Origin of the sequence: Euzebyella marina, assembly GCF_003687485.1 — a bacterium.
Taxonomy (GTDB): domain Bacteria; phylum Bacteroidota; class Bacteroidia; order Flavobacteriales; family Flavobacteriaceae; genus Euzebyella; species Euzebyella marina.
In genome coordinates this window covers 2,895,969-2,915,281 of record NZ_CP032050.1, presented here as the reverse complement: position 1 = coordinate 2,915,281, position 19,313 = coordinate 2,895,969, and the positions used below count along the sequence as shown (strand labels likewise).

Sequence of the window (19,313 nt, the reverse complement as noted above, 5' to 3'; positions counted from 1 at the left end):
TTCTTAGTACTATCTTATAAAACTATGCATTTGATCCAGTTCTTTAAACGTAGAATTGACTAATGTTAAGCTTTTTCCTAAAATTCACAAGGCCAAAATACTTTCCGCTATATTTTCGTAATTCATAAATTATTGAGGAAAATCATTAAATCGTGCTCTTTGCCTAGTCCCAATTTCTTTTTTAATCGGTATTTAGACTTTAAAATACTATCGGGCAAGACATTGAGGGTAGCGGCAATTTCTTTGGTGGTGAGGTTCATGCGTAAAAAGGCTGCCAATCGAATTTCTTTTTCACTGATGTCGGCATAAATGGTCTTCAGCTTTTGATCAAAATCATTGTGAACTTCAGAGAAATAGGTTTTAAAGACTTCCCAGTCTTTATCGGAAGCATTCTCCTTTTTTAGCAACATGACCATTCGCCTGAATTCGGTCTTAAACTTGTCCGGTGAGTTTTTTACGTTCTCCAAGTTCTCCATCAACTCTTGAATAAAGGTGTTCTTTTGCACTAAATGCAGGGTCTGGCTGGCCAGTTCTTTTTGTTTGTGTTCAATTTCTTGTTGGTAGATGGCTTCCTGTTTTTCACGGGCAATCTTATTTCTTTTGATCCGCTGCCGGAACCCGAAATACAACAATCCGGAAATGACAATAAAAGCGACCATTCCACCAGCATATAGGCTTTTCGTCAGTTTGTCCACTTTCGCCTTTTCATTGAGAACGGCTATTTCTTCTTCTTGAAGTGCCAAAGCCGCCTCTTTCTTTTCGGTTTCGTAAATGGTTTTGAGTTCTGCGATTTGTTGTGCCTTTCGGTTGGAGTAGAGGCTGTCATTAATAGTGGCATAGCGGTTGAAATTGGCATAAGCACTGCTAGTGTCACCCAAAAGGCTTTGAATTTCGGCTTTCGTTTTTAAAGCATCCCGAAGGGTGGGTAAAGCCTTAATTTCATCTGATATGGCGATTACCTCGTTAATGTCTATCAATGCACTTTGATATTCTTTTTGGGCCAACTTTAAGTTGGCCATTTCATGAAGAGCTGCAGTTAAATCGAGTTTAATATCTTCCTTTTTAGCAATTTCAATAGATTCTACCAAAAGGGATTGGGCCATTTCAAAATCTCCTTCTTTATAGACTAACCTGCCCAAATCCTTTAAAGAGTTCGCCATCATGCTCTGTACGTTCATTTCCCTGGCAAGTTCTAGAGATTCTTCTACGAAGTTTTTCGCCTTATCGTTATCACCAAGTTTTTCAGCAGCCAGACCGGCTGTGTTTAGTGCATAACTCGAGTATATTTTATCATCGTTTTCTTTATATATGTCAATTGCTTTGGTGGCATAGGTGAGGCTTGTAGTATAATTTTCCTGCTGAAATTCAATATCTGCTAACTGTTTTAAGGCGTCGGCCGTTCTAACTTCGTCTCCTTTTTCTTCAAAAAACCTTAGAGCTTTTAGAGTATTTTCCAGGGCAATGAGGTAGTTTCCTTTTTCAAAATATATTCCGCCCAAGACCTCGTATTCAGAACCTCTCAAATCGAAATTACCCAAATCGGAATTATTTCTATTTTCTTCCGTATACATGTCAAGAATGGAACGGGTTGTCTCTATAGCTTTATCGAAATCTCCTGATTCACGTTGAATGGTCGCAAGGGAATGTAAGGCAAAAATCTGACCCCTGATAGACTTCATTCCTTTGAAAGCATTTAGCGCCTTATGATGAAAGAAAGACGCGGAGTCATTTTTAGACTGATTGTAATAGTAATTACCAAACTGTAGGTATCCGTTGGCGACCCCTTTCTCATAGTTAATTTTCTGAGCCAAATCGAATGCCTCACGCGCAAAAAGCAAGGCGCGTTCATTATCCATAAACATCATGCGTTCGTGAATTCGTGATAGTACCTGTGCCTTTTCAATATTATCCGGTAGGTCTTTGGCACGTTGGATCAGGCTATCCAACTCTTGTTGCCTATTTTGTGAAAAGCCAGTTGAACAGCAAAGGCATAAAATAAGGAAGAGATTGATAATCAGTTTCATATCGGTTGGTTTAAGCATTTGAAAGATAAGGAGAAATGACTCTTGTAAAAAGGGCATGTCCATAGTCGAAATGCACTTGTCTATGCTCGGTCTATATTTTTTAAAAGATAAATTCTCAGATATTTATTTTTAATATGTTGAAAATCAAATACTTAAATTTTTTTATTTAAAGATAAGTAAGTGAAAGTTCGAGATTGTTTTATAACATTTTTGAGCGTCTGTCCATGCTTTGTCCATGTCCGTTTTTATGTTTCGCATTGATTATGAGGTAGTTTAGGCTTGTTGAATCCTAAAACCTGATACAATGAAAACAAGACCAATCCATTTAAAACATTTATGTCTGCCATTCGTGCTATTATTTCTAATGGGGTGTAGTAAAGACGACACTACCTCAAATGAAGAACCTCAAGGTGAAGAGCCCAAAGAGCAGTTGACCGATGAAGAAGCTTCAAACATCAATGCTTTTATAAAAGACCTGAATTATGAGCCGACCGACCTTTTAAATGTGCAATCGACCACTGGCATTACTTCTAATGAAGGAAATCCTCAAAAGAACACCAACAGGGGCTATATTACAGAATGTAAAACGGTGTACCACGATATCAAATCGAATTTTGAAAATGTGGTCATGTTCGATCCCACTTTGGGAGTCATTTATCCGGGCGCACTGGTTCTGGGTAATCGGGTTTTGCTCGAAGGGGCGCCCCAGCCTCTACAAGTAGAAAAGGCCCCTGTGAAATTGAGGGTTGAACTACCGGGTATTGGAGATGGTGGAAACCTGACCATCAACGAACCTACTTATCAAAATACCCAAGCTGCAATCGATGATGCTTTGGAATATTGGAATTCGAATATAGCCACGCAAGGGTATTCTATAGATGCCGATACCTATTTTGAAAAAACCACCGTCTACTCTCGGGAGCAAATGAGCCTTTCGCTAAAGGTTGGCGCCGAATGGGCCACGGGGTCGTCTTTCGAATCACAATTTGATTATTCGAAGGAAACGGAGAAAAGAGTGGCCGCCTCTTTATATCGACAAGTATACTATGATGTGGTGATGGAAACGCCCGATAGCCCAGCTTCGGTATTTGGGAGTAAGGTGACCGCCGAAGGACTGAAATCATTGGTTTCCGAAGATAATCCGCCAGCTTATGTCAGTTCCGTTCAATATGGTAGGATCATCATGATCCGTATGGAGACCACAGACACAACCACCGAGGTCAATTTAGAAGCTGTTTTGGATTATGCCACCAAAGCGAAAACCATTAATGGAGAGGTCAATGCCAATTATGAGAAAGTAATCCGTGAATCTACCTTCAACGTAGTCGCCATTGGAGGAAACGCCAAAGTAGCCACCAAGGTCATTACAGGAAACAATCTGGAAGAAGGGGAGGGCGGACTCTATTACGTGATTGAGGAAGGTGCCGAATACAATAGGGAAAACCCTGGTGCGCCCATCGGTTACACCGTAAAATATTTAAAGGATAACACCATCGCAAAAATGGGCTACCAAACCGATTATAATATTGAAACCTGCGGAACTTTTGAGTATGACCATGAGAACATTGTTGTTGTCAATGACTCGAACTACGATACCAGGTTCCGATTCATTTATAAAAAGGCAGGAACCAATGACGTGACACAAACAGGGTACTATGCCGTAAACAATGATAAAAGGGTCGCCAAAAGTCCGCCAAACGGTGCGCATGATGTTTATGTTCAATTCGACCTGCAAAATGCCCTACTGCAATGGGACCGTATGGGTGAATTTCACCTTGGTTACCTTTCCAAAGAGAGGGATTTTAAGGTCTACTGTTCCGAAAAAGATTTCTTGGGCTTCTGCAAGACGATTTCAGTAAAAGAGGATTGATCAACCACTTTTCTAAAGAAACCAGGTAAGTGTATGTTCGTGTAATTTTGATGGCCGGCACTATAAGTTGCGATTCAACAACTTGGTGTCGGTCCATTTTTCAGGTCCACCCTTATTCCATCAATCAAAAAGTTTTTGCTGAGTATTAAGGTAAAAAAACTACTTATGAATGGCTAATAGCGCTATTATCGTATACGATTGTCAAAGCCGTATTTTGAAGAGTTATTTCATTTTTTGAACCATTTCCAACTGGTCTACGCTAACATTGGTGGTGAACATTCCGTAGTTGACAATAGCTTTTCCCTTCTCCAAAGAATCGATGGTACCTACCGCTTTTCCGTCTTGCATTCGCACCCGGTCACCTACCTTAAAGACAGGTCTTGGCTTGTTCTGTTCTTTGATGACCGCTTTCTTTTGCTCTACCTTTTTCTTTTCTCGAATGACCTTCACCTCTTTTTGCACTTCTTGAGCCACTTGCGCTTTTTTCGCCCTTTCGGCCTTTGCCTCCTTGGCCGTTTTTTTCTTGCGCTTGCTATTTTCGGTTTCTACGATTCGCAATAGTTCAGAAACCAACGGCCTCTTTTTCTTATCGTGAAAATATTTGTCCGCCGCCTTATTGACCTTATTGCCCAGTTGAATCATGCGCTGGTCATGGTCATAAAGCTCCTGATAATTTTCCAGTTTGCTTTTAATCTTGGCATTCAGCTTTTCTAAACGAGCCGCTTCTTCTTTGGCCTTGGTTTCCTCTTCCTGAAGTCTTGAGCCCGTACGGGCCATTTTACTGCGTTCTTTCTGTAACTTGGCTATGGTAGCATCAAAACGAACCTTACCCCGCTCAATTTTCTTCTTGGCCTTGTTAATTAAGGAATAGGGTATGCCGTTCTTTTGCGCTACTTCGAATGTGAAAGAACTACCGGCTTCCCCCAATACCAATTGAAAGGTAGGTTCTAAAGTTCTTCCGTCGAAAAGCATATTGGCATTGGTAGCATGGGGCAACTCGTTCGCCAATGCCTTAAGGTTGGCATAATGGGTAGTAATTACTCCGTAAGACTCCCTTTCGTAGAAAACTTCTAAAAAGGCCTCTGCCAAAGCCCCACCAAGTTCGGGATCACTACCAGTACCGAATTCGTCAATCAAAAAGAGGGTATTGTCATTACAGAGCCTTAAGAAGTTGTTCATATTCTTTAAACGATAGCTATAGGTACTCAGGTGGTTCTCTATTGATTGGTTATCACCGATATCCGTAAGTATAGTATCAAAAAAAGAAACGGAACTTCTTTCATGAACGGGGATTAGAAGCCCTGATTGAAGCATTACTTGAAGTAGACCGATTGTTTTAAGGGTAATACTTTTTCCGCCGGCATTCGGACCAGAGATGACGATAATACGATTTTCTGGGTGCAATTCGATGGTCTGCGGAAAGGTCTTTTCTTTCTTGAATTTATTGCTCATAAAGAGCAACGGGTGAAAGGCATCTCGAAGGTAAAGACGTCTCTCTGAATTGATATTGGGCAGCAAGGCGTTTATGTCAACCGCATGTTTGGCTTTTGCCGAAGTAACATCTAAATGAGCCAGATACGACTGGTAGATGCGTAGCAGGGGCGAATAGGGGCGAATTTTATTGGTGAGTTCTTTGAGTATACGCTGTACTTCTTCTTGCTCATCAAACTCTAGATTATTTAATTCGCGGCTGTATTTCAAAGTGGCTTCAGGCTCGATATAAACAATGCTTCCCGTTTTTGAGGTACCCATCACCGTACCTTTGACCTTTCTGCGGTACATGGCCTTGACCGCCAAAACACGTCGGTTTTCTACCACCGATTCCCTAATATCGTCCAGGTAATCAGAACTGCTATACATGCTCAAGGCCGATGAGAAACTTTGGCCAATTTTACCCCTGACCTGTAAAATCTGCCTGCGCAGACTTGCCAATTTCTCTGAGGCATTATCGCGAACCTCTCCAAAACGGTCGATAACCAGGTCTATTTCTGCGGGAATTTCCTTGTTTTCCTCTATGGTATCGGCACTTTGGTGAAGTAGTGGATAATACTCCTCGAATTTTTTAAGAAACTTTTTAAGAACGGAAACCGTACGGCATATGCTGGTCATTTTTTTAAAACCTTCGATTTCCAAAACGGTATTCTCTATTTTTAGAAGTCTTAATTCTTTGTCGATACCTTCAAAACTGTGTGATGGTATTCGGTTTTCACTGACGAGCGAAGAAAGATATTCGGCCGTTTGACCCAATTCAGACAAAATAGCCTCTTCATCGGTAAAGGGGCTAATCTCCAAAGCTTGGGCTTTTCCCAGCTCGGTACCGCAACGGGCCGCTATTTGTTTGAGCACCGTCGGAAATTCTAAATCTTGTAATGTTTTTGGATGTATACCCGCCATGGTTTTAAAAATCGAGGGCAAAGGTAGGGATTGATGCCGAAAAGTAAGTCCTCATTCAGCAATTGGCTGGTGGCTTAGAGGTTTTGGTTGTGTTTTAGACTTTGGTAAGAGTGAAGTAGGGCTTTCAATTACGCTGTGCTTGGTCGCTAAATTCTCCTAACTTCAAGAAACTTTGTTTCAATTCCTCACAAGCGGATAATTTGAACGTTCCCGTGCTTTGCGTTCCAAACTCCCTGTTTTATGATGCCCTTATCCTGGGCTGGCACGAGCAGCACCCTATTACTATTGAGAGAGATTATTATATGATCTTCATAATTTTCCTTCCTTTTTTCCAAACAAGGTTTTGATTCCTTCTCCCCATGAGGGAGCATAATAGTTTTTTCCTTTTTTATGGTGGCCCATATATTGTAAATACCCATTGACTACAATCAGAATCAAGGCCAAGGCCGAACAAATAGTGATTAAATATGCCATCGCCTTTCCGAAAAAATACCTTAGACGGCTATTGGTGCCATATACGTGGGTTTTATCTAGCGTGAGATAGTTATCTCTACTCCTAAAATCGTTTGCTTCATCCAAGACCACTTTCACCTCTGTGTCCACTGGTGTGGTGAAGGTAATGGGGAGTTGTTCTGCCAAGGGACGAATTTTGTCTATAATTCGCTTCTTTTCGAGAAAGTCAACTAGCCTTTCCCGTTTGTCGGAGTGTTTTTCCCAATCATATACCAATTGAATGTTCAAAGTATCAAATTGAAGGGCCACCTCCAGATATCTTGGTTTGAAAGAAGCAGTGTCAAAATCTCTACGAATGGGAACAGTTATGGTAGAGTCTCCTAATTGTAACAAGCCGGTATTTGAGGGGCTTCTAAAATCCATGTCAATCCTGTTTATACGATCAAATTGATACACATTTCCCACATCGTTCATTTCTTTTATGAAATCGGGCCCGAATTTGAATGTAAACACCGCAGCAATGAGCGTATACAAAATTGAAATTATTATGAATTTGGCTTCTTTCATTTTATTGCCTACCGTCTTCCGCTGCCCAAAAGTTTTGTTATTTCTCCTGTTTCCGCATTTATTTCACGCCATTCAATCCAATCTCGATCATATATGATTTCGATCCTATTGATTAGATTACCGTTATCATCTTTGCCCCAATCAAAGCCTCCGAAGTGAAGCCCTCCTTCATATTCGGCACTTTCAATCGGAGGGTTGGAATCTTTATTTAACTTTATCCTTCTTATCATGTTCTCGGACAAGAGGACAGGGACTTCAATAACTCTATGAATGCTGCCATCTAGGTTGTATATCACAGCGTTATTTGGGGAAGTAAACTTAGAATTCACGCCATGATAAATAGAAACAATTTTTTGTTGATCAACCGAAGGATAACCTGTGACATTCTCGGAAGATGAAACTCTAATCCAATCATTTTTATGTCTCCATAACAAGTTGATTTTACCTCTTAGAATAAGGTTTTTATAGCTTTTTTCGGTGAAATCTATATCATAGACTGGATAAATAGGCATGTTATAACCAACATGAATTTGGTTAAGTTCTCCTCTATCATTTTCGTAGAAAAAATTAAATTTCTCCATTATTTAAGTTGATATGTTTTAATGTTTTCAACGTCGAAATACTTTTCCCATGTATTGCTGCCTAAATACTCTATGAACTCGTATTGATGTTGATTACCATAATAAATTTGTCCGCTATTAGTCCCTGAAGTTTCTTTCATTGGTCCAACGACCCCATCCCTGACCGGTGAGTCTTGTTATTGTTTTTCATTTTTTCTAATAATCATTTACTTTTTTTTATTGTTGTGGGCACGAGCGTGACGCTCGCGCTAGTGGGGGATGCCCAAGTTCAGAACTTTATGATGCTGTTTTACTTTGAGATATATCCATTTTTATAAATTTTCTCAAATAGAAAATAATTACACGTAAATAAATCTTCCGCTGGTAATGGGTTGCATTTTCGCATTTCCTATCGATGTTTGTCAATCAAAAATATCCCCTTTGACCTAAAAATTTGCCCACAGGACTAAGTTCTAAATATTTTAGTAGTCGTGATATTTCTAAACGTTAACTTTATTTTTAAGTCTTTATTAATTGTAATCTATGAACAAATTTTGCCTAAAATACTTCCCCATTCTTATTGGTTTATTATTAATTACATGTGATAAGGACCCAAATACGGATATGGAATCTGATTCGGAAGAACCAAAAATAGAATTTGAAATAGAGACGGGTGTAATTGTAGGAGACGTTATCCTCTTCGACATGTCCAACAACAAATCAACAGAATATGATGGGACAATTATTAAACTATTCAAAGAGGATAATTTAGTGCAGGAAACTTCATTGTCAGCAAAGGGAACATTTTCGCTTGAAAATTTAGAGATAGGAAGCTACAAGATGGTTACTGAAAAAGAGGGGTATGGCACTTATGATACTATTCAAATTAACAACACTACAAAAATTGATACTTTATCAACAATAGAACTACTGGAATACCCAACTGTTGAACCAACTATTGTTTTCTTTGAATATGGAAATTCCTCATTTGGGGAAACGATACATTTGCATTTTAAAAATGATGAGTGGTTGCTAGTCAGCAAGGAGTATTATTTTAGTAGAACCCCCGATGTTTCCTTTCAAAAATTCGACTATCGATTAGGGTCGGGTTCTTATCAAGGGGGAAACAAAGAATCTTCGTCACCCTACAACGGTTATGTCGTAGATTCCCCGTCTTCAACATGGTCCGGCACTGGTAAAAGTTTGGAAAATGGAGGATTCACACCTGGCGAAAAAATTTATGTAAGGGTTTATGTAGTCCATGAAAAATTTTACGAGAGCATTGGAGGTATCGATAAGAATTTTGAAGTCATAAGCCACATAAGGAAAAATGGCTCCAACGTTTACGAGTTTCAGTTTTAATAAAAAACCATTACTTATTATGGATGAATACTTTAAAACTCGAAAGCGGGTAGAATATTAAAGTTGCGATTCCCCCTGCTGGCGCGAGCATCTTTGCTCGTGATCTTAAATCCTACATCAATCATCATTCCAATACTCCCAGAATTATAAAATCAACTTATTGATAAACACAACACTTTATAAGTTCAGGGTCTACCGCGACATCAACTAAGATACATATTACAACACTTCCCGCTCTGTTTTAGTTATGGGTCGCCCCGACATTCTAAAAATCAAATCCTCGATTTTGATTAATTTTATGCTCGTAAGTGAACCTATAAAGTGAAAAAAAGAAAATGCCCATAACCATCGAGGAGACCTGGAAGTTCCATTTGAAAAAAGAGTTTGAAAAGCCCTATTTTAAGTCGCTGAGCCAATTTGTAAAGACCGAATATGCCCTTTATACCTGTTACCCAAAAGGAAAGGATGTCTTTGCCGCTTTCGACCATTGCCCCTTTGACGAGACCAAGGTGGTTATTATTGGGCAAGATCCTTATCACGGACCGGGACAGGCGAACGGACTCTGTTTTTCGGTGAAAGACGGTATAGCGCATCCACCATCCCTCATCAATATTTTTAAGGAAATAGAAACGGATACCGGTAAACCCTATCCGCGTAGCGGAAATTTAGAGCGTTGGGCTGAACAAGGCGTATTGCTTCTTAATGCGACTTTAACCGTTCGATCGCACGAAGCGGGCAGTCATCAAAATAGGGGGTGGGAAACCTTCACCGATGCCGTTATTCAAAAATTATCACTAGAAAAGAAAGGTTTGGTTTTTTTACTTTGGGGAGGATATGCCAAGAAAAAAGCTGCATTGATAGATAAGGCAAAGCATCATATTTTGACTTCCGGCCATCCTTCTCCTCTTAGTGCCAATCGGGGCTATTGGTTCGGGAATAGACATTTTAGTCGGGCTAACGAAATATTAACGAAAGAAGGGAAAAATCCAATTAATTGGTGATACTTATTGAATGTAAGTATTTTATAAAAAGAGACTTAGATTAATTTATTAAAACTGTCAGTTTAATATTATTTCATCCCAAGTCAACCAGCAGTTTTTCTTTTGGAAGCTTTTCTTGAATCAATTCTAGCGAAAGTAAGGTGTCTTGCACCTTGCTCAAAACGACAGGGTCGAATGACTTTTGGCTCCAACGGGTCAAAGAAAGCCATTCTTTAATATCCTCTAATTTTTGTTCGTATCGATTGGCAAGAGTTCTGTCGATACTGGGTATTTGTTTGAATTCTTGCGTGTAGTCATTAATTCCCTTCAAGATATGTCGCGCGGTGCCTTCATTTTCTTTTAAAAATGCGTCGGTGGCCGCTACTGCGAAACAAGGCCATGGGGTAGGGCAATCGCCCAGCCTTTTAAAAGTGTCGTTATCGACTAAGGGTTTGGTGGTAAAGTGCTCCCACATGAAGTAATAGCCCTGGCCAGTCGTTAAGGCCTCGATCGCCCCTTCTAGGTTGTTAATGACTTCAAATTGAAGATTAGAGGTTTCCCAGTCTTCGTTTTGCGCATTTACGTATGCCATGAGGTGACTTCCACTACCAAACCGACTGATGGCCGCTTTTGCGGTTTTGAGCTCTGAAATCGCTTTAAAATGGCTCTTAGCGCCTACGTGTATGCCCCAAAGTAATGGAGAACCGATATATTCCTGAATAATCTTGGCAGAATTGCCTTCGGTTATGCTCTTGACAATACCCTCTGTTAGAATAATAGCCAAATCGGTTTGACCTTCCTGTAATAGTTGGCACATTTTTCCGGTGCCTTCCGGAACGTCGGTCCATTCCAAATCAATACCCTTGTCCTCAAAAATGCCATCCTCAATGGCCATATGCCATGGCAAATTGAAATGCTCGGGAACGCCAACTATTTTCACTTTTTTCATGAAGCCGATTTTTAGTGTTTTGATCAAAGATACGAATGCCTTTGGAGTAGAATAAAGATGAATGGATAAATAGACTTCTAATAAATCATATACGATTAATTATTTTCGTCAATGATATCGGTATTTTTAAGGTTTTTTGTGTAAATATTCGTAAATCGAATACTGTGAGCGGTTTGGTACGGACTCATTTTTGACATAGGTATTACTTTCCGTTTCATCGACCAGTCGCGCCTTGACATTGTCAGTCAGCTGTAAGGTTAAAATATATTCCAACTCATTGAAAACGGCTTCATCGAATATGGGAGTTAGCACTTCAATTCTGCGATCAAGGTTTCGGGTCATCCAATCGGCAGACCCTATGTACATTTTTGGCTCACCACTATTTTCGAACCAATAGATACGACCATGCTCTAAAAAACGGTCGACGATACTTGTGATTTCGATGTTTTTGGCAGCTTCTTCATTCCCTAGGTGGACACCACAGAATCCGCGAACAAGCAATCTGATCTTTACTCCAGCTTCTGCAGCCTCATAAAGTTTGTCGATCATACGCTGATCTTGCAGGCTGTTCATTTTTATTCGGATGGATGCCGATTTGCCGGTTCGGGCATTTTTGATTTCCGTATCGACCAGTTGCATGAATTGGGTTCTGGTGCTAAAGGGGGAAACCAGAAGATGTTTTGTGACAGGGGCCAGGCGTTTACGCTCCAGCACTTCGAAAACCTGATGTAACTCCGTTGCTATTTTTTCGTTGGCCGTGAATAGGCCATGGTCCGCATAAATTTTAGAAGTCTTTCGATTGAAGTTGCCTGTGCTTATGTAGGCGTATTTGACCGATTGCTGTTCTTCCTTTCGCTCTATAAGCAGTATTTTACTATGTACTTTTATTTCTAAATCGCTGTGATAGACTTCGGCTCCGTTTTTTTTGAGTTTTCGGCTCCAATCCAAATTATTCGCCTCATCGAACCTGGCTTTGGGCTCTACAAAGACCATGACTTTTTTACCGTTCTCCAAGGCCTGCAATAGGGTTTGTGCCAATTTGGAATCTTTGGCGATGCGATACAGTGAGATTTTAATGCTTGTAACCGATGGGTCTGTAGCCGCTTGCTCGAGAAAGTTCAGCACTGGGTCAAATTGATGATACGGAAAATGAACGATTTGGTCCCGTTTACTGATTTGCTCGAATAAAGACTTTTCTTTACTCAATTCAGGATGGGGCAGTGGAGGAAGAGGTTCAAAATGCAACTTCGGATTTTCTGTTGGGTCAGGAAAAGACATGAAATCGCTGTAGTTGTGGTATTTCCCCCCAGGAAACATATCCACTTTGCCAAGACCTAATAAGGTGCGTAGCATCTCTCGATTTTCTTCGGGCATACGAAAATCATAAAGCAGTCTTGTTGGTTGTCCGATGTGTCGCTGGGCTAATGACTCCTCGATTTGTTGGGCGATATCTCCATCAAAATTATCTTCCCAATACAACTCGGCGTCTCGTGAAAGCTTTACTTCATAAAAAGATTGTACTACCCTGTCTTTGAATAAATAAGGAATTTCTTGAGCAATGACATCATCCAAAAAAGTAACGGGATAATGACCCTCGTTTGGGGATAGGTTTATAAACCTGTTCAGCTGATTAGAGGGGATAGAGACAAAACAAGTGTCGCCATTGGCAAATCGCACAAAAAAGTAAAGAGCGTTGTTTTTTAAGAATGGCGTTTCTCCATCTACAACGGAGACAACTTCAACATGCTTCTTAACCTCTTTTTCGAAAAGGGTTCGGATTTCGGCACTCTGTTTTTCAGTGAAATCTTGCTTTTCAATCAGGTCTATACCGTTTGTTCGTAGTTCGGGAACAATTTCTTCGCTAAAAATGCGACCAAAAGCCTCTTGTTGCGCTTCTACTACCTGAATAATTTCTTTAAGAGTCTTGGTGGGGCGTAATTTTAATTTCTTTCGAATGGATTTCTCCACATTTTTAATCTGTCTCAACTTAGAGACCCTCACTCGAAAGAACTCATCTAGATTGGAGGAAAATATGGCCAAAAACTTGATCCGCTCATAAAGAGGGTTTCTATTGTCCTTGGCTTCCTGTAAAACGCGCCCATTGAAATTCAACCAGCTTAGGTCGCGGTGCCTGTATAATCGTTCCTTCATAGAATAGTAAAAATAACCAATCTGCTTGGTCGGTAGTTAAAGTAATGGTTAAGGAGTTAGGGGCAAAGTCTGTCCAAGGTATACCGGATGAGTTCATCAACACTTTCGCCTGGTTTTTTGCTGAATTCACCGGTTGCCCTATTGGCCAAGATACAGTTCATCGAAACTGCTCTATGACCCAACAATTTTGAGAGCCCGTAGATACCCGAGGTCTCCATTTCCAAGTTGGTGATTCGTAAATCATTGTATTGAAATGATTGTAAGCGGTCTTTTAATTTCAAGTCGTCGGGTACCAAACGAAGGGAACGACCCTGAGGACCGTAAAACCCAATATTGGTAACAGTAACGCCTAATCGTATACGATTTGATTTCAATTGAGAGGCCAAGCTCTCGTCGTAGGTTACCGCATAAGGTGTCGATTTTCTTTTGGGCCATTCCGTATGCTCAACAAAGGCCTCCGTAATTTCCGGAACCTGAACATCGACGCTGTCGTAAAAGTGCAATAACCCATCAAAACCTATAGCATACTCACTGATCAAAAACGAGTCAATAGGTATATCAGGTTGAATGGCGCCTGAGGTACCAATTCGTACAATGTTCAAACTGGTCTTTTGGTCCTTTACAGTTCTATTGTTAAAATCGATATTGACCAAGGCATCCAGTTCGTTAAGAACAATGTCAATATTATCGGTGCCAATACCGGTCGAGATGACGCTTAACCGCTGACCATTAAGAGTACCTGTATGGGTGTGAAACTCCCTTTTACCTTTTTGAAGTTCGATGGTATCAAAATGCTTTGAAACATCGGCAACACGATCTGGGTCGCCTACCGTGATTACCGTAGGCGCAATGTCTTGAGGTAAAAGATTAAGATGGTAAATGCTCTGGTCGGCATTGAGAATAAGCTCCGAAGGGCTTAATTTCATACTATAGTTTTAAGATCCTACCAGAATCGGTATTAAAAAGAAAATTGTATTTCAAAGCACCACCTAAATAAACATCATTGTCTTGAATGCAAGAATAATAACTGGTGCGTTTTTCTAAGATTTCCTTTCCTTTTTTGGTCAAACGAACTGGGTTAAAACCTGAGAACAATGGTTTTAATCTGGTAATGGCACGCTCATATTGAGAATCGCCAAAACCTAGGAAACCTTGGTTTTGAAGTATCTCGGCCAAAAAGACCTTTCTTGAGGCAGGCTTTTTGTCCAAAGCAATTTGAAGAATGTTATTCTCCATAGAGTTCAACCCGTTTTTAATGCTAGGGAAGCGTTGCAGGTGCGTATGAAGTGCATCAGGCAGGTACTCAAATTGAAATTCCGAAAAATCGGAAAGATTCTCTAAACGGATCGGGTTGTCACTACAGTAAAGTTGCCAAACATAATCGGCGTATTCGATATCATCTTGCGTAAGCTCCGTTTTGTTCTTGTAGAGATGAAGCAATTGCTCGTCGCTCAGTTCACTCAAAGAATATAGTTTACCGCTCTCGTCTTCTTTGCCACTACATACCAATGAAATTTGCGCGTATTTTCGATTCGCCTTTAACCAGCTCAGAACGGCAATCATGTTTATTTGACAAAAAAGATCGTACTCGAACCAGAGTACGATCTCATCTTGTTGTTTGTGGTTGCAAAGAGAACGGTATTCTTTTAAGGTCTTTTCAATAAACCATGATTTCGAGACCTTGTAATTTTTATTGAGAAATTCAAAGCGTGTTTTCCAGAAAGATTCACTGCCCACTGTGGTGAGGGTTTTGCCCTCGCATAACATCTCGCGCCATGTAATAATGTCGCCTTTGAGCTTAAGTGATTTTAGTTTCTCCGTAAAGCTATCTCCATTGGTGATGTGCAAAAGGGAACTCATTTATTTTGGGTGGATTAGGGTTTGACGATTAAAAGTACTATTTAATCAAAAAAAACAAAAAATAATTAACAGAAATCACTAAGTGATGACAAAAAAGGTCGGTCCTTTTTGCTGAAGTAATTAACCTCCTACACGTTTCACCGAAAAGCCTTTTTCTTTTAGAATTTCCATTATTTTTTCACGATAATCTCCCTGAATAATAATCTGTTCGTTCTTGAAACTACCGCCTACGCTCAGTTTGGTCTTGATCTCTTTCGCTAATTTCTTAAAATCGCTATCGGCACCGTTGTAACCCTCTAATATGGTAATGGGTTTTCCCTTCCTCTTTTCGTATTTACAGATAATAGGATTGTCTTGAAGCCAAACATCGCTTTTCTCCTGTGCTGTCGGTTCTTCTTTTGGCGGTTCGTGATCCGGAAAAAGGTTTTTAAGCTGATCTTTTAAATCCATACTACGCTTTTATCAATCCTAATTCAATGAGTCTTTCATGTAAAAACTCGCCAGCCGTTATATCGGCGTATTGTTTTGGGTGGTCTTCATCGATACAGTTCTCCAAACAGTTCAATGGCATCTCACTGATAGGATGCATGAAAAAAGGAATGGAGTATCTCGAAGTGCCCCACAATTCCTTTGGCGGATTGACCACTTGGTGTATCGTTGATTTTAGCTTATTGTTCGATAATCTAGAAAGCATATCCCCAACGTTGATCATCAGTTGGTCAGGCCTTGCAATGGCATCGACCCATTGCCCTTCGAGGTTCTGTACTTGCAAACCTCTACCGTGGGCACCCATTAGAAGGGTGATTAAGTTAATATCGCCATGGGCTGCCGCTCGAACCGCATTTTTAGGTTCGCTAGTGATAGGGGGGTAGTGGATGGGCCTTAAAATGGAGTTGCCATTTTTGATGTAGTCATCGAAATACGTTTCCTCTAAATCAAGGTGAAGAGCCAATGCCCTCAATACATACTGGGCCGTTTTCTCGAGCATTTGAAAAGTTTCCTTACCTACCTCATTGAATTCGGGCAATTCGTCGACCGTTACATTATCAGGATATTCCTCCTCTAGCTTGGGATTGTTTTCCACATACTGGCCAAAATGCCAAAATTCCTTCAAATCGCCTTCTTTTCTTCCTTTAGCATGTTCTTTACCAAATGAGGTATAACCGCGTTGGCCACCGATGCCTTCTATTTCATACTTGTCTTTTATATCTTGGGGCAGATCAAAAAATCTTTTGATTTCCGTATAAAGATTTTCTACCAACTCATCGGAAAGGAAGTGTCCGCTTAGGGCCACAAAGCCGATATTTTCAAAAGCGGCTCCAATTTCTTCTATAAATTTTTGCTTTCGTTTTGGGTCTTCAGAAACGAAATCCTTTAAATCAACACTGGGTATCGCACTCATAGCATCAACATTAATATTTAGGCAAAGGTAAAAAATATTGCATAGTATGCCGCCGACATCCGTATTTGGGAATGATGCCTTTTTTCTACTTTTACATTGGTAACTAATTTAAAGGTATCCCAAATTTCTCCATGGAATTTCAAAAGAAAGGAATCAGCAATTTTACTTTGGTGCAGTTATATGAGCGAATGCTAAAACCGCGTATGATCGAAGAGCGTATGCTGGTTTTGCTACGGCAAGGAAAAATATCAAAATGGTTCAGCGGCATGGGGCAAGAAGCCATTTCGGTAGGTGTTGCGAGTGCCCTGCATGCGGATGAATACATTTTGCCGATGCATCGAAATTTAGGGGTTTTTACGACCCGTGAAGTGCCACTTTCGCGTTTATTCGCCCAATGGCAGGGAAAGCTAGGCGGATTTACCAAAGGAAGGGATCGTAGTTTTCATTTTGGTACGCAAGAATATAAGATTGTGGGTATGATTTCCCATTTAGGTCCCCAATTAGGCGTGGCTGATGGAATTGCCCTGGCCGATCTGATCAATGAAAGAGAAAAGGTTACCGCGGTGTTTACCGGCGAAGGAGGTACGAGTGAGGGAGATTTTCATGAAGCGCTGAACATCGCCTCGGTGTGGAATTTACCAGTACTGTTCTGTATTGAGAACAATGGCTATGGTCTCTCTACCCCCACCAATGAACAATACAATTGCAAACGCTTATCCGATAGGGGACAGGCCTACGGAATGGAATCGTATACGATTGAAGGGAATAATATTACCGAGGTTTATACCCAAGTGAAGACCTTATGCCAGTCCATACGGGAAAACCCTAGGCCTGTACTGCTGGAATTCATTACGTTTCGCATGCGTGGCCACGAAGAGGCAAGCGGTACTAAATATGTTCCGGAAGAACTATTGCAGGAATGGGCCGAAAAAGACCCTATAAGCAACTACGAATCTTTCTTAATAAGAGAGGGTCTGCTCGATAAAGGGCAAATTGAAGAATTAAGGACAAAAATAGAAGATGAAATCAGTGAGCACTTGAAAATTGCTTTTGATGAACCCTCTGTAGAATTCAATTTAACCCAAGAATTAGTGGATGTATACCATCCGCATAATTTTGAGGAAATCAAACCAAAAGGTACTACTTCTAACATCCGATTTGTTGATGCTGTTTCAGAGGGTCTAAAGCAGTCGATGGAACGAAACAATGATTTGGTGATAATGGGCCAAGATGTAGCGGAGTATGGTGGGGTTTTTAAGGTGACGGAGGGTTTTGTTGAGTTGTTCGGCAAGAATAGGGTCAGGAACACGCCAATTTGCGAATCGGGAATCGTGGAGGCCGCCATGGGCCTATCTATAAACGGCATGAAAGCGGTGATGGAAATGCAATTCGCCGATTTTGCCACCTCAGGGTTCAATCCCATTGTTAATTATTTGGCCAAATCACACTACCGTTGGGGCGAATCTGCCCAAGTAGTCATTCGAATGCCTTGTGGAGGCGATGTAGGTGCCGGTCCGTTTCATTCGCAAACCAACGAAGCATGGTTTACGAAAACCCCGGGACTCAAAGTGGTCTATCCGGCATTTCCTTTTGATGCTAAGGGACTTTTGGCTACTGCTATTGAAGACCCCAATCCCGTCATGTTTTTTGAACATAAGGCATTGTATAGAAGTATTTATCAAGAGGTTCCTAATGAATATTACAACATTCCATTCGGTCATGCTGCGTTGCTAAAAGAAGGTCGTGATGTAACTATCGTTACCTATGGCGCCGCTGTGCATTGGGCTTTGGCAGTTTTAAATGAACGTAAAGATATCAGCGCCGACCTTTTGGATTTGCGTACCCTTTGCCCGTTGGATATCGAATCCATTTATGTCTCAGTAGAGAAAACAGGTAAGTTAATTATTCTCCAAGAAGATAGCCTTTTTGGGGGTGTTGCCAGTGATATTTCTGCCATTGTTACCGAAAATCGATTTGAATATTTAGATGCTCCCATAAAAAGGGTGGCCAGTTTAGAAACGCCGATACCCTTCGCCAAAGCTTTGGAAAATGGATACCTTCCAAAAACTAGGTTTGCCGAGGCATTGAATGAACTACTTGCGTATTAGTAATCGAGCAAAAATCTTCCTTTTTAAAACGCACCTGTCTCGACAAATGGTGGCATCTTGCCATCGAAATTAACGATAGATTAACGTGTAGGGCTGGTCGTTATAAGCGATGCTCTCGTATCTATTCAAACTAAATTTTTAATTATGATAAAGAATAGTTGGGTGCTAGGTGCACTTTTTCTGGTCTTAACCTCCTGTTCCCTCTCAAAGGAAGTAAGACAGCAACGTGATACCATCAACGGAACATGGGTTCTTAATGATGTATCGTATGAAGGTGAACAAGGTGATTACAAAGCCAAGTTGTTCAACGATGCCGACGCCTACTGCTTTGAAGGAAGTACTTGGTATTTTTTGGAAAACAACAGTACGGGTAACTACAACATCAACAGTAGTACGGGTGCCTGCCCTTCGGGAGTTCGTAATATTAGATGGTCGGTGGTAGAAAACGAAGCTGGGGCCGATCGCTTACAGTTTAAGTATATCGACGAAAAGAAAAAAGACATTAACGGTAGAACTGGTTACGGTATGGATATTGTTTCCTTATCAAGTGCCAGTATGACCTTAAAGTCAAATGTAAACGTGAACGGTTCCCCAATTGCGGTGGTGTACACGTTTAATAAACAATAAAAAACT

15 protein-coding genes are annotated in these 19,313 nt (G+C 40.6%); 5 read left to right on the top strand and 10 right to left on the bottom strand.

Annotated elements, in window-relative coordinates:
• Positions 1-122: 122 nt before the first annotated feature.
• Entirely contained in the window at positions 123-2,024 is a 1,902-nt protein-coding gene (locus tag D1013_RS12555; protein WP_162987899.1) for a tetratricopeptide repeat protein, read from the bottom strand.
• Between the two features lie 304 nt (positions 2,025-2,328).
• On the opposite strand from D1013_RS12555, the gene D1013_RS12550 reads away from it, so the two are divergent.
• The gene (locus D1013_RS12550) at positions 2,329-3,894 is read left to right on the top strand and encodes a thiol-activated cytolysin family protein (protein WP_121849159.1); all 1,566 of its coding nucleotides are present in this window, start codon (positions 2,329-2,331) and stop codon (positions 3,892-3,894) included.
• A gap of 222 nt (positions 3,895-4,116) precedes the next feature.
• Here the strand turns inward: D1013_RS12550 and D1013_RS12545 are convergent, their stop codons facing one another.
• The 3 genes from D1013_RS12545 to D1013_RS12535 all read right to left on the bottom strand — a co-directional run bounded on the left by D1013_RS12545 (position 4,117) and on the right by D1013_RS12535 (position 7,889).
• Positions 4,117-6,288, bottom strand: a complete 2,172-nt coding sequence (locus D1013_RS12545) for an endonuclease MutS2 (RefSeq protein ID WP_121849158.1) — start codon at positions 6,286-6,288, stop codon at positions 4,117-4,119.
• Between the two features lie 309 nt (positions 6,289-6,597).
• Positions 6,598-7,164: a hypothetical protein gene (locus D1013_RS12540; RefSeq protein ID WP_162987898.1), complete on the bottom strand. Its 567-nt coding sequence runs from the start codon at positions 7,162-7,164 to the stop codon at positions 6,598-6,600.
• 152 nt (positions 7,165-7,316) lie between these two features.
• Positions 7,317-7,889: a hypothetical protein gene (locus tag D1013_RS12535; protein ID WP_121849156.1), complete on the bottom strand. Its 573-nt coding sequence runs from the start codon at positions 7,887-7,889 to the stop codon at positions 7,317-7,319.
• Between the two features lie 522 nt (positions 7,890-8,411).
• Between D1013_RS12535 and D1013_RS12530 the strand changes: the two genes are divergently transcribed.
• Complete coding sequence (locus D1013_RS12530; RefSeq protein WP_121849155.1) at positions 8,412-9,230, top strand: carboxypeptidase-like regulatory domain-containing protein; 819 nt, start codon at positions 8,412-8,414, stop codon at positions 9,228-9,230.
• A gap of 335 nt (positions 9,231-9,565) precedes the next feature.
• Positions 9,566-10,231, top strand: a complete 666-nt coding sequence (gene ung, locus D1013_RS12525) for a uracil-DNA glycosylase (RefSeq protein WP_121849154.1) — start codon at positions 9,566-9,568, stop codon at positions 10,229-10,231.
• Between the two features lie 73 nt (positions 10,232-10,304).
• Here ung and D1013_RS12520 read toward each other — a convergent pair whose 3' ends face one another.
• From D1013_RS12520 to D1013_RS12495, 6 genes are all read right to left on the bottom strand, one after another.
• Complete coding sequence (locus D1013_RS12520; RefSeq protein WP_121849153.1) at positions 10,305-11,159, bottom strand: substrate-binding domain-containing protein; 855 nt, start codon at positions 11,157-11,159, stop codon at positions 10,305-10,307.
• Positions 11,160-11,285: 126 nt separating this feature from the next.
• Positions 11,286-13,310, bottom strand: coding sequence for a polyphosphate kinase 1 (gene ppk1, locus D1013_RS12515; RefSeq protein ID WP_121849152.1), 2,025 nt, complete (start codon positions 13,308-13,310; stop codon positions 11,286-11,288).
• A gap of 56 nt (positions 13,311-13,366) precedes the next feature.
• Positions 13,367-14,236 carry a nucleoside phosphorylase gene (locus tag D1013_RS12510; RefSeq protein ID WP_121849151.1) on the bottom strand — a complete coding sequence of 290 codons (870 nt, stop codon included), beginning with the start codon at positions 14,234-14,236 and terminating at the stop codon, positions 13,367-13,369.
• A 1-nt stretch (position 14,237) separates the two neighbouring features.
• The gene (locus tag D1013_RS12505) at positions 14,238-15,170 is read right to left on the bottom strand and encodes a DUF1835 domain-containing protein (protein WP_121849150.1); all 933 of its coding nucleotides are present in this window, start codon (positions 15,168-15,170) and stop codon (positions 14,238-14,240) included.
• Between the two features lie 120 nt (positions 15,171-15,290).
• Positions 15,291-15,620, bottom strand: a complete 330-nt coding sequence (locus tag D1013_RS12500; RefSeq protein WP_121849149.1) for a translation initiation factor — start codon at positions 15,618-15,620, stop codon at positions 15,291-15,293.
• 1 nt (position 15,621) lies between these two features.
• Entirely contained in the window at positions 15,622-16,572 is a 951-nt protein-coding gene (locus D1013_RS12495) for an isopenicillin N synthase family dioxygenase (protein ID WP_121849148.1), read from the bottom strand.
• 131 nt (positions 16,573-16,703) lie between these two features.
• On the opposite strand from D1013_RS12495, the gene D1013_RS12490 reads away from it, so the two are divergent.
• Together D1013_RS12490 and D1013_RS12485 are read left to right on the top strand one after the other, a co-directional pair.
• On the top strand, positions 16,704-18,680 hold the full coding sequence (locus tag D1013_RS12490) for an alpha-ketoacid dehydrogenase subunit alpha/beta (RefSeq protein ID WP_121849147.1): 1,977 nt from the start codon (positions 16,704-16,706) through the stop codon (positions 18,678-18,680).
• Between the two features lie 144 nt (positions 18,681-18,824).
• Positions 18,825-19,307, top strand: a complete 483-nt coding sequence (locus D1013_RS12485) for a lipocalin-like domain-containing protein (RefSeq protein WP_121849146.1) — start codon at positions 18,825-18,827, stop codon at positions 19,305-19,307.
• Positions 19,308-19,313 lie beyond the last annotated feature (6 nt).